This is a genomic window from Lentzea sp. NPDC004782 (assembly GCF_040609115.1).
GTDB lineage: Bacteria > Actinomycetota > Actinomycetes > Mycobacteriales > Pseudonocardiaceae > Lentzea.
On the sequence record NZ_JBEXJN010000038.1, the window covers coordinates 1 to 14,205 of the forward strand.

Here is a 14,205-nt window from a genome sequence, read left to right on the forward strand (position 1 = left end):
CCGCAGCTCACCCAAACCCAAGACACACAACAAGAAACGGGCCGCCGCTGACACGACGGCCCGCTAAGGAAACTCACCTGACGTTAAAACACCAGGTGGACAAAAGCGCCGTTCATCGTGTCAGGCTAGACGCCCATGGGGTGCCAGACGGTCTTCGTTTCGAGGTAGGCGCGCAGGCGCGACAGGTCCGGCGTGACGGCGAAGTCCTCGCCGGCCCTGTTGCGCAGCACGCGCTTCACCGTGCCGGCCGCCGACCGCTCCAGGTCTGCGCGCAACGACTCCGGCGCACCGGTGAGGTCGAGCGCGTTCACGTCGGCGTGCGACGCGAGCCACGGTGCGATCTCCGCGGTGCGGCCGGTGATGATGTTGACGACACCTCCGGGCACGTCGCTGGTGGCGAGCACCTCGGACAGCGTGATCGCGGGCAGCGGCCGTTCCTGCGAGGTGATGACCACCGCGGTGTTGCCCGAGGCGATCACCGGCGCGATCACGGACACCAGGCCCAGCAACGACGACTGCTGCGGCGCGAGCACCGCGACGACACCCGTCGGTTCCGGCGTGGAGAACGAGAAGTACGGCCCGGCAACGGGGTTCGACGACCCCAGCACGGCCGCGATCTTGTCCGTCCAGCCCGCGTACCAGACCCAGCGGTCGATCGCGGTGTCCACAAGGGACTGCGCCTTCTTCACCGGCACGCCCTCGGAGGCCGCGACCTCGCTGATGAACTGCTCGCGGCGGCCCTCCAGCACCTCGGCCACCCGGTACAGCACCTGGCCGCGGTTGTAGGCCGTGGCACCCGACCAGCCGGGGAAAGCCTTGCGGGCGGCGGAAACCGCGTCACGGGCGTCCTTGCGGGAGCCCTGCGCGGCGTTGGCGAGGAAGGCGCCCTTCGAGTCGGTCACCGGGTAGCTGCGGCCCGACTCGGACCGCGGGAACGCGCCGCCGATGTAGAGCTTGTAGGTCTTCGCGACCGAGACGCGATCAGACATCGAGGTAGGCCTCCAGACCGGTGCGGCCGCCCTCACGGCCGAAGCCCGACTCCTGGTACCCGCCGAACGGTGCGGCCGGGTCGAAGCGGTTGAACGTGTTGGACCACACCACGCCGGCGCGCATCCGTTGCGCCATCCAGAGAATCCGCGAGCCCTTCTCCGTCCAGACGCCCGCGGACAGGCCGTACGGGGTGTTGTTCGCCTTGGCCACGGCCTCGTCGGGCGTGCGGAACGTCAGCACCGACAGCACCGGGCCGAAGATCTCCTCGCGGGCGATCCGCATCGCCTGCGACACGTTGGAGAACACCGTCGGGGCGAAGAAGAAACCCTTGTCCGGCAACGGGCACGACGACGTCCACCGCTGGGCGCCCTCGGCCTCGCCCGACTCGGCCAGCTCCTTGATCTTGGTGAGCTGCTCGCGCGAGTTGATCGCGCCGACGTCGGTGTTCTTGTCCAGCGGGTCGCCGACGCGCAGCGTGTTCACCCGCGCGTGCAGCTTCTCCAGCAGCTCGTCCGCGACGGACTCCTGCACCAGCAGGCGCGATCCGGCGCAGCAGACGTGGCCCTGGTTGAAGAAGATGCCGTTGACGATGCCCTCGACGGCCTGGTCGAGCGGCGCGTCGTCGAACACGATGTTCGCCGCCTTGCCACCCAGCTCCAGCGTGAGCTTCTTGTTCGTGCCCGCCAGCTGCCGCTGGATGATCTTGCCGACGTCGGTGGACCCGGTGAACGCCACCTTGTCGACGTCACCGTGCCCGACGAGCGCCGCGCCGACGTCACCGGCGCCGGGGATGATGTTGACGACACCCGGCGGCAGGTCGCACTGCTGGATGATCTCCGCCAGCACCAGCGCCGTCAGCGGCGTGGTCTCGGCGGGCTTGAGCACGACGGTGTTGCCGCACGCCAGCGCGGGCGCGATCTTCCACGCGGCCATCAGCAGCGGGAAGTTCCACGGGATCACCTGTCCCGCGACGCCCAGCGGCTTCGGGTCCGGCCCGTAGCCCGCGTAACCGAGCTTGTCCGCCCAGCCCGCGTGGTAGAAGAAGTGCGCCGCCGCCGTGGGCACGTCGACGTCGCGCGACTCCTTGATCGGCTTGCCGTTGTCGAGCGACTCCAGCACCGCGAGCTCACGGGCGCGCTCCTGGATCTGCCGCGCGATCCGGTAGATGTACTTGGCGCGCTCGCTGCCGGGCATCTTCGACCACACGCGGTCGTAGGCCCTGCGCGCGGCCTTGACCGCGGTGTCCACATCGGACTGCGACGCGGTCGAGACCTCCGCCAGCACCTCCTCGGTGGCCGGGTTGATGGTCTTGAGCGGCTCGCCGGTGCCCTCGACGAACTTGCCGTCGACGAACATCCGGTAGTTCGGCTTGAGGTTCGCGATGTCCCGCGACTCGGGCGCGGGGGCGTATTCCCACATGTCTTCAGTCCACCGTCACGTAGTCCGGGCCGCTGTAGTGGCCGTCCAACTGGGTCCGCCGCTGCATGAGCAGGTCGTTCAGCAACGTCGACGCGCCGAACCTGAACAGGTGCGGGTCGAGCCACTCGGGTCCGGCCACCTCGTGCACGGCCACGAGGTACTTGATCGCGTCCTTGGTGCTGCGGATGCCGCCCGCGGGCTTCACGCCGCGCAGCTCTCCGGTCTGGTTCTTCCAGTCCCTGACCGCCTGCAGCATCACGTGCGTGACCGGCAGCGTCGCGGCGGGCTGCACCTTGCCGGTCGACGTCTTGATGAAGTCGCCACCGGCCAGCAGCGCGAGCCAGGACGCCCGGCGGACGTTGTCGTACGTCACGAGCTCGCCGGTCTCCAGGATGACCTTGAGGTGCGCGTCCCCGCAGGCCTCCTTCACCTTGACGATCTCCTCGAACACCGCGCCGTAGCGGCCGCTCAGGAACGCACCCCGGTCGATCACCATGTCGACCTCGGTCGCGCCCTGCTCGACGGCGAACCGGGTGTCGGCCAGCTTGATCTCCATCGTGCTGCGGCCGCTGGGGAACGCCGTCGCGACGCTGGCGATGTTGATGCCGGTGCCCTTGAGCTCGTCCGCGGCCGTCTTGACCATGTCCGGGTAGACGCACACCGCCGCGACCCGCGGCACGTCCGGCCGCTCGGGGTCGGGACGCTTGGCCTTGGCGGCGAGCGAACGCACCTTGCCGTGCGTGTCCGCGCCTTCCAGCGTGGTCAGGTCGACCATGCTGATCGCCAGGTCGATGGCGTGCAGCTTGGCGGCCTTCTTGATGCTCCGCGTGCCGAGGCCCGCGGCTCGTTGCTCGACGCCGACCTGGTCGACGCCGGGGAGCCCGTGCAGGAACCGCCGCAGCGACGATTCGTCGCGCACGGCGTCAGCCAGGGCCGACGGCAGTGTCGTTGGAGCAGCCATGACCGCGAGTCTAAGCGGAATGGGACGCCCGTCCTAAGTGAAGCCGTTTGTGCTGGTCAGACGCCCTGTCGCCGCAGCTGGGCGCGGTACAGCGGCACCGTCGTCTCGTCCAGTTCCGGCGCGTCCTGCGTCGCGCTGCCGGTGCGCTTGAGCTTCTGCCACGGCAGCACCGCCCCGGCCAGTGCGGTGATCACGGACTGGATGACGACCAGGTACATGAGCTGCCGGTAGACGACAGGTTGCAGCGCGACGGCCCACAACGGCCGCAGCCGTTCGCCGTCGAGCCGGAACGCGATCACCGCGGGAACCAGCTGCAGCGCCAGGAAACCGAGCCAGGCGAGCGCGCCGCGGCCGGGATCGGTCCACAGGCTCAGCAGCGCGAACACGTCGATCGCGGGCGACAGCACCGGCAACGCCACCTGGTACAGGAAGAGGTACGGCAGCGCGCGGCGGCCGAGCTTGCCGCCCATGCCCCGGTCGAAGATCGCGCCGCGGTGCTTCCACATCGCCTGCAACGTGCCGTAGCACCAGCGGTAGCGCTGCCGCCACAGCTGGCCGAGGCTCGCCGGCGCCTCGGTCCACGCCCGCGCGTCCTCCTGGTAGACCACCGACCAGCCGGCCCGTTCCAGCGCCATCGTCAGGTCGGTGTCCTCGGCCAGCGTGTCCTCCGGCACGCCACCGACCTCGCGCAACGCGCTGACCCGGAACCCGCCGACCGCGCCGGGCACGGTCGGCATGCACTGCATGACGTCGTACATCCGCCGGTCGAGGTTGAATCCGATCACGTACTCGATGTGCTGCCAGCGGCCGAGGAGCCCGGACCTGTTGCCCACCTTGGCGTTGCCCGACACCGCGCCCACCGCGGGGTCGGCGAACTGCTGCACGAGGTTGGCGACGGTCTCCGGTTCCAGCACGGTGTCGCCGTCGACCATCACGACGAGCTCGGTGCGGGTGTGCCGCAGTCCGGTGTTCAACGCGGCCGCCTTGCCCGCGTTGCGCTGGCGCACCAGCGAGACGTTCGGCAGGTGCAGGCTCCTGACCACCTCGGACGTGCGGTCGGTCGAGCCGTCGTCGATCACGATCACCTGCACCGGGTTGGTGCTCGCGAGGATCGTGCGCAGTGTCGCCTCGATGCCGGCTTCCTCGTTGTAGGCGGGCACCAGCACCGTCACCAGCTGCGGGCGCAGCCGCGGCGCGTGCTTGCCGGGCTTGCGCCGCGCGTGGATCGCCGTCGTCACCAGCAGCACCGCGGCGCGGGCGAGCGCCAGCACGCTGGAGATCACGACGAGCCACGTCAGCAGCTCCGTGACGAACCTGGAGAACCGCACGGCCAGCGACACGGCCGTGCCCTCCGCGCGTTCGGTCGCGGTCGCCTGCCGGACGGCGTTGCGGACCCCGAAGGCCTCGCCGGTCGTCTGGAACGCGAACCCGCGCTCCTTCAGGCTCGGGATCAGCTTCTCCAGTGCCGCAACGGTTTGCGACCGGTCACCACCGCCGTCGTGCATCAGCACCACGGCGCCCTTGGCGTCCTTCGGCGTGGCGTTCGCGATGATCGCGTCGGTGCCGGGCCTGCGCCAGTCCTCGCTGTCGAGGTCGGAGAGCACCACCAGGTCGCCGGCCGCGGTGATCCGCTCGATGCCGACCAGGTCCTCGTCGTCGACCGCGTCCGGCTGGTTCGAGTACGGCGGCCGCACCAGCTGACTGGACTTCCCGGTGCCGCTCGCCACGACGAGTCCGGTCTGCCCGAGCTCCAGCCGGGTGCGCGTCTCGCCGACCTTGCCCAGGTCGACGTGGGTGAAGGTGTGCAGTCCCACCTCGTGGCCCTCGGCGTCGATGCGCGCCAGCACGTCCTGGTGCTGCGCCGCGGACGCGCCGGTGACGAAGAACGTGGCCTTGACACCGTTGCGCCGCAACACGTCGAGGATCTTCGGCGTCCACTCGGGATCCGGCCCGTCGTCGAACGTCAGCACCACCGTGCGGTCCGGCGTCTTCCGCGAGCTGAGCCCCGATCCGGTGTTGCCGATCAGCGGCCCGCCCTGGTGCACCGAGTCCGGCACCGTCGTCGCGGGTCCCGCGGTGGGCGCGGCGCCCTGGCCGACCCGTCCGACCACGAACGTGTCCAGCAGCAACGCGCAGAGCAGGATCACCATGCCGAGCGCCAGCAGCACCCAGTGGGCGCGCGGTTGCGGCCTCACGGCTTGCCCTGCCCGGGGCTGGTCGGCCGGTTCGACGCACCCGGCGGATCCGTGCGCTTGTTGCCGTTCTCCGCCGTCGTGGTGGTGGTAGTGGTGGTCGTCGTGGTGGCCGCGGTCGTCACCGGATGTGTCGTCGTGGTGACTCGGGGCGTGGTGGTTTCGTTGCGTGGCAACGATGTTGCTTCCGGTGACGACGACGGGCTGTCCGACGTCGTGATGACCGCGGGCTCCGCGGCCTTGGGAATCGGCAGCAGCGTCGTCGGGTTCACCGGGCCACCGGCGAGCGCCACGACGAGAAGCACCAGGTAGGCGAGCACACCGGCGGCGAACGTGGCGATGGCGATGCGCATCACCTTGCGGCGGCGGCCGCTCGGATCAACGAACACGGGTCTGTCAGAGGGAGTCGTCATGACCTTCGCGGGTGGACGGCATGGGGTCGCAGGAGGGTAACCCCCTGCCCCGTCCAGCGGAAGTCGTTCGTCAGCGCGACAGTCCGGCCCGATCTCAGTCGAGCAGTTCGCGCAGCACCTGGGACTTCTTTTTCTTCGGTCCCTTCACCTCGACGCCGCCCATGATCGCGAGCCCGGTGATGCGCACCGTCGGCGCACCCGGGATGTGCGGCCGCGCCGGCGCCCGGTTCTCGAACGCGCCCATGAAGCCGAAACCGTCGACCTTCACGTTGATGTCGTCCGGCACGCGGATGTCGACACCGCCCCAGAACGCGAAGACGCTGATGGTGACTTCGGCCTCGGCGAAGTTCGCGTTGGTCAGGTCCAGGTCGATGCCGCCCATGACCGCGACGGCGTTGTGCAGCCGAGGGACCACCCACTGGCCCTTGCGGTCGACGCCGGACCAGAACGCGACGGATGTCGCGCTGCCGGGTTCGCCGCCGATGCGGTTGCTCACGGCCTGTTGGTACTGCGGCACGACCGGAGGCTGGGGCAGGCCGCTCAGCACCAGGTCCGCGGTGATGGGCGCGAGCTCGCCGTAGGTCTTCGCGGCGTAGACGGCCGCGAGCCGTTCGTCCAGCTCGTGGATGTCGAGGCGGCCCTCGGCGGTCGCTTTGTGCAGCACCTGGGCGATCCGTTCCCGGTCCGCGTCGGAGGCGCGCAGGTGGCTCTGGTCAGCGGGTACCAGCTCGTCGCTCACCCGATCGAGTCTAGAGCGGTCACCTGCGGTTCGGTGCGCACTTCACCGTGATCGCGAAGGCCAGCACGAGCAGAGCTCCGAGCGCCGAGGCGAGCGCAGGGCTGTAGCCCCACATCATCGGCAGCACCCCGATCACCACGGCGAGTGATGCCGACACGCCCAGGATGAGCAGCGGCGACTCGCACAGCTGCTGGACGGGCTTCTGCTCGATCGTCACCGTTCGCTCCTCCGCGTCTCAACTGGTTGAGAGACATTTCGGAGTCGCTTTGCCGGTTCTTCACTCCCGGATCGGGTGGTGTCAGGCGGTCGGCTGACGCAGCGGCAGTCCGGCCGCCCGGTAGATCGAGTCGATCACGGTCATGTTCTTCACGGCGTCGTCCGCGGTCGTCGGGAACGGCTTGCCGTGCAGCACCGCGTCGGTGAACGCGTCGAGCTGGTAGGCGTAGGTCGGGCGCCGGCCGAACGTCTCGGCGGAGCTCCTGTCCTTGAGCCGCAACGACAACCGGTGGAACACGTGCGGCCCGAGCGGGTTGAGGACGCTCAGCGTGCCGTTCTCGCCGACGGCCTTCATCGAGATCTTGAGCACCGTCGACGACCACAGCGACGCGTGCACGGAACCCGTGTGGCCGGAGGGGAAGCGCAACTCGGCACGCATCGCCCTGTCGATGGACGGGCCTTGCCGCAACGCCCGCGCCGACCGCACCTCGGGTTCTTCACCGCCCAGCAGGCGCGCCATGTGCACCGCGTAGCAGCCGGCGTCCATCATCGCGCCGCCCGCGAGCGAGTAGTCGTAGCGGATGTTCGAGAACATCGGCAGCGGGAAGCAGAGCGAGGCCTCCACGTGCCGCAACGGACCCAGCACGCCGGAGCGCATGATCTCGTCCACGCGCTGCGCCAGCGGGTGGTACCGGTAGTGGAACGCCTCCATCACCACCAGGCCGGAAGCGTTTGCGGCGGCCGCGACGGTGGCGGCCTCGGCGGCGTTGGCGGTGAACGGCTTCTCGCACAGCACGTGCTTGCCGGCCTCCAGCGCGGCCAGCGTCCACCTGCCGTGCAGGCCGTTCGGCAGCGGGTTGTAGACGGCGTCGACGGCGGGATCCGCGAGCAGGTCCTCGTAGGAACCGTGCACGCGCGCGATGCCGTGCTTGCCGGCGAAGGCCTGGGCTCGCTGCGGCGATCGCGCGGCCACCGCCACGACTTCGGCGACGGTCGAGGAGCGGGCCGGGCGGATGACAGCGGGCGGCGCGATCATGGCCGCGCCGAGCACTCCGATGCGCACGTGGTCTGTCACCCGGCCGACCCTACACCTCTTCAGTTAACAGCGTTCACTCGGTCAGGTCCGTGGCACGGCACGGGAAGAACGGGATCTTCTCGATCGGTGCCGGGCCGGACCAGCGCCACGACTCCATCTGGCGGCGGGAGCGCCTGCCGAAGAACGCCCGCCACAGCTCGTAGCCCTCGACCTCCAGCGTGATCGGGCCGTCGCCGAACTCGCCGAAGTCCGTCTTCGCGGTGATCTCCGGCAGGCGGCGCACGGACATCCACGTCAGCGTGGGCTGCCACACCGCGTCCGGCAGGCGTTCGCGACCGAGTGCCCCGCGCAGGTCGGCCTCGTGCGTGATCGCGTCCATGGCCAGCTGGAACGGGATCTGCTCCAGCTCGTCGATGCGGTCGCCGTCGGCGTTCCACTGCTCCAGGAGCTCGACGACGGAGAGGTGCTCGCGTTCGGCGACGTGCCGCGCGGTCCACTCTTCCGACGGCGCGCCCTCCATCCGTCCGGTGGTGAAGTCCGAGGCCCCGCCCGCGAGGTGCGCGATCAGCTGGTGCACGGTCCACTCAGGACAGGCGGGCACCGTGCGGGCCAGTTCCTCCGCACTCAGTCCCATCGCGAGCCCGACCGTGCGCTGACGGGACTCCCGGTAGATCTCTTCGAACACCCCTAGCTCCTCCCAGCGGTTACGGTGTCGAGCATGGACGTTCTCGTCGTCGATCATCCACTCGCCAAGGCGAGACTCACAACCATGCGCGACGCGCGCACGGACAACGCCGCTTTCCGCGCCGCGTTGCAGGAACTCACCGTCATGCTGGTCTACGAAGCCATGCGTGAGGCGCCCCTGACGGAGGACCGGACGCACACCCCGGTCGCCCGCACCACCGGCTACCGGCTGTCGAACCCGCCGCTGCTCGTGCCGGTGCTGCGGGCCGGGCTGGGCATGGCGGACCAGGCGCACAAGCTGATCCCGGACGCCCAGATGGGTTTCGTGGGGCTGGCGCGCGACGAGGAGACGTTGCAGCCGACGCCGTACATGGAGTCGCTGCCGGAGGACCTCGCCGGACGCCCGGTGTTCGTGCTCGACCCGATGCTCGCGACCGGTGGCTCGATGGCGTACACGATCCGGTTGCTGACCCAGCGCGGCGCGACGGACGTGACGGCGGTGTGCGTGCTGGCGGCGCCCGAGGGCATCAACCACCTCGAGGACTCGAAGCTGCCGGTGCGGCTCGTCACCGCTTCGGTGGACGAGCGGTTGAACGACTCCGGCTACATCGTGCCTGGCCTGGGCGATGCCGGTGACCGTCTGTACGGGGCGGTTTAGGACATACCTCCGATCGGCCGTAGCAGTGGTCTAGACCTCAGAGCTAACGTGCTCTGGACCACACCGCCGCTGCCGCGAACGGATTGAGGAGAACCATGTCCAGACGGAGATGGGGTGTCGCCGCACTCGCGGTCGGCGCCCTGTCCGCGTCGCTGGCACACGCGCCCGCGAACGCCGACGTCGAGACCAGTGGGCACCACGGGTACTCGAAGACCCGCACGGTCGGGTACTTCATCCAGTGGGGCGTGTACGGCCGCAACTTCCGGGTCAAGAACCTCGTCGACAGCGGGGCCGCCGCGCGGCTCACGCACCTCAACTACGCGTTCGGTTTCCTCGACGAGTCGGGCAAGTGCGTCAGCGCCGACCCGTGGGCCGACTGGCAGATGCCCTACACCGCCGAGCAGTCCGTGAACGGCAAGGCCGACGAGCCCGGGCAGCTCGCGGGCAACCTGAACCAGCTCCGGCAGCTCAAAGCCAAGTACCCCAAGCTGAGGATCAACATCTCGCTCGGTGGCTGGACGGGCTCGCGTTACTTCTCCAACGCCGCGCTGACGCCCGAGTCGCGCGCCGCGAGCGTGAAGTCGTGCGTCGACATGTGGATCAACGGCAACCTGCCCGGCCTGCCCGAAGGTGCCGCCAAGGGCATCTTCGACGGCGTCGACATCGACTGGGAATGGCCTGCGAGCAACGGAAACACGGAGCCGCCCAACGTCGTGCGTCCCGAGGACAAGCAGAACTTCACCAAGCTGCTCGCCGAGTACCGCAGGCAGCTGGGCTGGAACCGCGACCTGACCGCGTTCCTCCCCGCCGACCCGGTGCAGGTCGACCGCGGCTTCGAGGCGGCGAAGGTGTTCTGCTACCTCACTTTCGGCACGCTGCAGGGCTACGACTACCACGGCGCGTGGGAGCCGCCGGCGAACCAGCAGTCAGCGCTGCGCGTGCCCCAAGGCGACCCGTCGCCGTCCGAGTTCAGCTCCCAGGTGACGGTCGACGCGTGGCTCTCGCGGGGTGCGCCGCGCTCGAAGACCGTGCTCGGTGTGCCGTTCTACGGCCGCGGCTGGACCGGCGTCGCACCCGGCACGCGCAACGGGCTGTTCGGCACGGGCACGCCGGCGCCGGCCACGTACGAGGCGGGCTACGAGGACTTCCACGCGCTCAAGCCGAAGCTGGCCGAACCCAAGTACAAGCTCTACCGCGACGAGCGCGCCGGCTTCGCGTGGATCTACGACGGCACGACGTGGTGGACCTACGACGACGCGGTGGAGATGAAGCGCAAGGCTCGCTTCATCAACGACCGTCGTCTGGGCGGAGCGATGATCTGGTCGCTCGACGGTGACACCGCCGACGCCGAACTGATCAAGGCCCTGCACGGTGCCTTGAAGTAGACGGACTGTCCGGATCGGACAGTTCAGCGGGTCCGGGGAGGTTTCGCGGCGGCCGCCTCCCCGGATTCCGCCAGCCAGCCCCTGCCGTGCGCGCGCAACGCCAGCTCGTAGGTGGCGGCGGCGTCGATGCCGGGCGGCAGGTTGCCGCCCAGCTCCAGGCTCACCAGGCCGTGCGCGATGCCCCACATCGACATCGCGATCTGCTCCGGGTCCTCGTCGAGGAACACCTCCTGCTCGACCGCCCGCCGCACCGCGGTGATCACCGGTGCGAACGTCCTGCCCGCCGCGCGGCTCATCGCCTTCGTCGGCTCGACGACCTTCGAGTAGAGCACCGAGTAGAACTGCGGGTCCGCGAGCGCGCTGCGCCGGTACGCCAGTCCGATCTGGACCAGGTCCTCCGCGGGGTCGGCGGTGACCGGCACCGCCGCGAGGTGCGCGCCGAACCGGTTGAACGCCTCGTCGTAGAGCGCTTCGAGCAGCGCCGGCTTGCCGCCGAAGAGGGAATAGACCGCCGTGGTCGAGGTGTTGACGTCGGTGGCGACCCTGCGCAGGCTCACCGCCTCGGGACCTTCGGTGCTGAGCAGCTCGCCCGCCCGTTCGAGCAGACGCCGTCGCAGAGCGTCGTCGTGGGTCTTGGGCCGGGGCATCACGCAATCCTAACGGCCGCTGGTCTGAGTGGTATCACATTGGTACCGTCGCTGGCATGGCGATGACCTTGCGGTTGACCGAAGAGGAGAACCTGCGGCTCGCTGAACTGGCGCAGGCCGAGGGTCGCTCCAAGCAGGAGGTCGTGCGTCTCGCGATCGCGGACCGCTACCAGCGCATGCAGCAGGAGGAGAAGCTCGGCGAGGTGCTCGGGCGGGTCCTGCCGAAGTACCGAGGTCTTTTGGATAGGCTCGGATCTTCCTGAAACTGTCAGACCTCTGTGATCAACTGGGTGCCGTGATCTCCTACCTCGACGCCGGGGACCTCTTAGTGCTGGCCACGGCCGTGACCGGCGGCGACCTCGTCGTCCGGGACATCGGCCTGCTGGACACGGCGGCCTACCGTCCTCGCGCCACCGTGCTCGGCGTGGAGGCTTACGACACGCTGTGGTTGAAGTCCTCCGCTTTACTCGACTCGATCGTGCGAACCCGGCCCCTGGTCGAGGGAAACTGGCGGCTCGGCTGGGTCTCCGCCGTCACGATGTGTGACATCAACGGGTACTGGATCGACGCGGACGAGGACGACGCGCTCGGACTCGTGCGCGCCCTCGGTCGTGACAAGATCGACGTCCCGGAGATGGCGGGCCATCTCGAAGCGTGGGGACTCCCGAAGGATTCCGCTTGACCTAGAGCGCGCTCTAGGTCATAGCGTCGAGCTCGTGAGTTACTCGATAGCCCAGGCCGCGCAGCGCAGTGGGTTGTCCATCGACACCTTGCGCTACTACGAACGAATCGGGCTCGTCGACCCGCCCGCGCGTGACTCGGGTGGTCGCCGCAGCTACTCGGAGGAGGACCTCGGCTGGCTGGCCTTCGTGACGCGCCTGCGCACGACCGGCATGCCGATCCGCATGATGCGCGAGTTCGCGCAGCTCAGGCACCGCGGCGACCTGACCGCGGGCCGCCGCAAGCAGATCCTCGTCGAGCACCGCAACGACGTCCGCTCCCGCATCGCGGAGCTGCAGACGTGCCTGGAGGTGCTCGACTACAAGATCGACCACTACGCGGTGGTCGAGCGTGACTTGGAGGCGACGGCGTGAGCCGTTTCTTGGGACAGCTGGAAGTCGGGCCGCAGGGGCTCGGCTGCATGGGGATGTCGGAGTTCTACGGCGCCGGCGACGAGGCGGAGTCGATCGCGGTGATCCACCGGGCCCTGGAGCTCGGCGTGACGCTGCTCGACACCGCCGACATGTACGGCCCGCACGTCAACGAGGAGCTGGTGGGCCGGGCGATCGCGGGCCGTCGTTCGGACGTCGTCCTGGCCACGAAGTTCGGCATCGTGCGCGAGCCGGGCGGCACCCGCAGCGTCCGCGGTGACCGCGAGTACGTCCGGTCCTCGGTCGAGGGTTCCCTGCGCAGGCTCGGCACCGACGTGATCGACCTGTACTACCTGCACCGGGTGCCCGCGGACACGCCGATCGAGGAGACGGTCGGCGCGATGGCCGAGCTGGTCACCGAGGGCAAGGTGCGGTTCCTCGGCCTGTCCGAGGCCGGCGCCGAGACCCTCCGCCGGGCACACGCCGTGCACCCGATCACCGCGCTGCAGAGCGAGTGGTCGCTGTGGTCGCGCGACATCGAGGCCGAGATCGTGCCGACCGCCCGCGAGCTGGGCATCGGCCTGGTGCCGTACTCGCCGCTGGGCCGCGGCGTCCTGACCGGCCGCTTCACCTCGGCCGCCGACTTCGGCGAGGGCGACTTCCGCGGCGTCGCGCAGCCGCGGTTCACCGGCGCGAACCTCGACACGAACCTGAAGATGGTCGAGGAGCTGCGCGCGCTGGCCGCCGAGCGCGGCGTGACCGCGGGCCAGCTGGCGCTGGCGTGGGTGCAGCACCGGGGCGACGACGTCGTGCCGATCCCGGGCACCAAGCGGATCAAGTACCTGGAGGAGAACGTCGCGGCGGCGTCCTTGTCGCTGTCCGCCGACGACCTGGCCGCGATCGAGGCCGCGGTGCCCGCGTCGGCGGTGGCCGGTGACCGCTACCCGGACATGAGCGCAGTGGGCCGCTAGAACATACGTTCGAGGATATCCCCAGGGTTGTCCACAGGTTGGGGACAAGAACCTGTGGACAACCCTGGGTTCATGTGGACAACTGGGCCGCGACCGTGGCGCCGAGCTCCCAGCACGCCTCCAGCTCGGCCTTCCCCGGCTCACCCGTGACCACCACGTGCTGGGCCGCCTTCTCCCACCCCAGCCCGGTCGTGGCCGTCTCCACGCTGCGCACCGCACCCGTCGTGTCGTTGTTGCCGTGCACGTAAAGCCCGAACGGCCTGCCGCGCGTGGAGTCGAGACACGGGTAGTAGACGGTGTCGAAGAAGTGCTTCAACGCACCTGATACCGCGAAGAAGTAGTGTTGTGTGGAGTCGGCTGGTTCGCCGACGACTGGTGTTCGGCGGTCGCTGCTGGGTGTGCCCGTCTACACGACCAAGTACGTCCCGGCGACTGACGCCGTGGTCTACGACCCGTCAACGATCTGGGCTGTCGTCCGGAAGTCGGCGGCGTTCCGCATCTCCGATCAGACGGCGTTCTTCAACGACGGTCTTGGCGTTCGCTGCATCCTCCGCGCGACGATCGCGCCTGTGCAGCCAAAGGCGATCTGCCGTCTGGCTGGCATCGCTGCTCCGTGAGCGGGGGAGCCGGTCCAGAAGTTCAGGACCACCGCTCTGCCTGAACACCCCGTCCCCTCTTCTCACGCGCCCTGAGTGCGAGCGCGATTTTTCCCGTGCGTCACAGCAGGTTCCGGCCGTTGCGCGAGTGATTCCGCAGGTCGTGAACAGGTCGTTAAGACGCGCTGAGGGCATCGGAACGCTCGT

General features: G+C 69.3%; 17 protein-coding genes and 1 pseudogene. 7 read left to right on the plus strand and 11 right to left on the minus strand.

What is annotated here, in order from left to right; translation table 11 throughout:
* Nucleotides 1-125: 125 nt before the first annotated feature.
* From ABZV40_RS30085 to ABZV40_RS30125, 9 genes are all read right to left on the minus strand, one after another.
* Nucleotides 126-989, minus strand: coding sequence for an aldehyde dehydrogenase family protein (locus ABZV40_RS30085; protein WP_355448840.1), 864 nt, complete (start codon nucleotides 987-989; stop codon nucleotides 126-128).
* Nucleotides 982-2,409, minus strand: coding sequence for an aldehyde dehydrogenase family protein (locus ABZV40_RS30090; protein WP_355448843.1), 1,428 nt, complete (start codon nucleotides 2,407-2,409; stop codon nucleotides 982-984). Before ABZV40_RS30090 ends, ABZV40_RS30085 begins: the two co-directional genes overlap by 8 nt.
* Before the next feature lie 4 nt (nucleotides 2,410-2,413).
* Nucleotides 2,414-3,370, minus strand: coding sequence for a deoxyribose-phosphate aldolase (gene deoC, locus ABZV40_RS30095; RefSeq protein WP_355448846.1), 957 nt, complete (start codon nucleotides 3,368-3,370; stop codon nucleotides 2,414-2,416).
* Between the two features lie 56 nt (nucleotides 3,371-3,426).
* Nucleotides 3,427-5,565, minus strand: coding sequence for a bifunctional polysaccharide deacetylase/glycosyltransferase family 2 protein (locus ABZV40_RS30100; protein WP_355448849.1), 2,139 nt, complete (start codon nucleotides 5,563-5,565; stop codon nucleotides 3,427-3,429).
* Nucleotides 5,562-5,915, minus strand: a complete 354-nt coding sequence (locus tag ABZV40_RS30105) for a hypothetical protein (protein WP_355448852.1) — start codon at nucleotides 5,913-5,915, stop codon at nucleotides 5,562-5,564. The genes ABZV40_RS30100 and ABZV40_RS30105 overlap by 4 nt, the downstream gene beginning before the upstream one ends.
* 154 nt (nucleotides 5,916-6,069) lie before the next feature.
* Nucleotides 6,070-6,714, minus strand: coding sequence for a DUF1707 domain-containing protein (locus ABZV40_RS30110; RefSeq protein ID WP_355448855.1), 645 nt, complete (start codon nucleotides 6,712-6,714; stop codon nucleotides 6,070-6,072).
* 19 nt (nucleotides 6,715-6,733) lie between these two features.
* Entirely contained in the window at nucleotides 6,734-6,931 is a 198-nt protein-coding gene (locus ABZV40_RS30115) for a hypothetical protein (protein WP_355448857.1), read from the minus strand.
* An 81-nt stretch (nucleotides 6,932-7,012) separates the two neighbouring features.
* Entirely contained in the window at nucleotides 7,013-8,005 is a 993-nt protein-coding gene (locus tag ABZV40_RS30120; protein ID WP_355448859.1) for a Gfo/Idh/MocA family oxidoreductase, read from the minus strand.
* 34 nt (nucleotides 8,006-8,039) lie between these two features.
* Nucleotides 8,040-8,651, minus strand: a complete 612-nt coding sequence (locus tag ABZV40_RS30125; protein ID WP_355448862.1) for a maleylpyruvate isomerase N-terminal domain-containing protein — start codon at nucleotides 8,649-8,651, stop codon at nucleotides 8,040-8,042.
* Nucleotides 8,652-8,684: 33 nt separating this feature from the next.
* On the opposite strand from ABZV40_RS30125, the gene upp reads away from it, so the two are divergent.
* A complete protein-coding gene (upp, locus tag ABZV40_RS30130; protein WP_355448865.1) occupies nucleotides 8,685-9,308 on the plus strand; it encodes a uracil phosphoribosyltransferase in 624 nt (207 codons plus the stop codon).
* 95 nt (nucleotides 9,309-9,403) lie between these two features.
* On the plus strand, nucleotides 9,404-10,693 hold the full coding sequence (locus tag ABZV40_RS30135; protein ID WP_355448868.1) for a glycoside hydrolase family 18 protein: 1,290 nt from the start codon (nucleotides 9,404-9,406) through the stop codon (nucleotides 10,691-10,693).
* A 23-nt stretch (nucleotides 10,694-10,716) separates the two neighbouring features.
* Here the strand turns inward: ABZV40_RS30135 and ABZV40_RS30140 are convergent, their stop codons facing one another.
* Nucleotides 10,717-11,340 carry a TetR-like C-terminal domain-containing protein gene (locus ABZV40_RS30140; RefSeq protein WP_355448871.1) on the minus strand — a complete coding sequence of 208 codons (624 nt, stop codon included), beginning with the start codon at nucleotides 11,338-11,340 and terminating at the stop codon, nucleotides 10,717-10,719.
* A 56-nt stretch (nucleotides 11,341-11,396) separates the two neighbouring features.
* On the opposite strand from ABZV40_RS30140, the gene ABZV40_RS30145 reads away from it, so the two are divergent.
* From ABZV40_RS30145 to ABZV40_RS30160, 4 genes are read left to right on the plus strand one after another with little or no spacing between them, the layout of a single operon-like run.
* Entirely contained in the window at nucleotides 11,397-11,603 is a 207-nt protein-coding gene (locus tag ABZV40_RS30145; protein WP_030470728.1) for a ribbon-helix-helix protein, CopG family, read from the plus strand.
* A 32-nt stretch (nucleotides 11,604-11,635) separates the two neighbouring features.
* A complete protein-coding gene (locus ABZV40_RS30150) occupies nucleotides 11,636-12,022 on the plus strand; it encodes a Fic family protein (protein WP_112264858.1) in 387 nt (128 codons plus the stop codon).
* Nucleotides 12,023-12,056: 34 nt separating this feature from the next.
* The gene (locus tag ABZV40_RS30155) at nucleotides 12,057-12,434 is read left to right on the plus strand and encodes a MerR family transcriptional regulator (protein WP_355448874.1); all 378 of its coding nucleotides are present in this window, start codon (nucleotides 12,057-12,059) and stop codon (nucleotides 12,432-12,434) included.
* Between the two features lie 47 nt (nucleotides 12,435-12,481).
* A complete protein-coding gene (locus tag ABZV40_RS30160) occupies nucleotides 12,482-13,402 on the plus strand; it encodes an aldo/keto reductase (RefSeq protein WP_355449115.1) in 921 nt (306 codons plus the stop codon).
* Nucleotides 13,403-13,472: 70 nt separating this feature from the next.
* Here the strand turns inward: ABZV40_RS30160 and ABZV40_RS30165 are convergent.
* Nucleotides 13,473-13,730, minus strand: a pseudogene (locus tag ABZV40_RS30165) (flavodoxin family protein); the annotation flags it as partial.
* Between the two features lie 70 nt (nucleotides 13,731-13,800).
* Here ABZV40_RS30165 and ABZV40_RS30170 point away from each other — a divergent pair.
* Nucleotides 13,801-14,019 (plus strand): hypothetical protein, encoded by a 219-nt coding sequence (locus ABZV40_RS30170; RefSeq protein WP_355448877.1) that lies wholly within the window; start codon nucleotides 13,801-13,803, stop codon nucleotides 14,017-14,019.
* The last annotated feature ends 186 nt before the right edge of the window (nucleotides 14,020-14,205 follow it).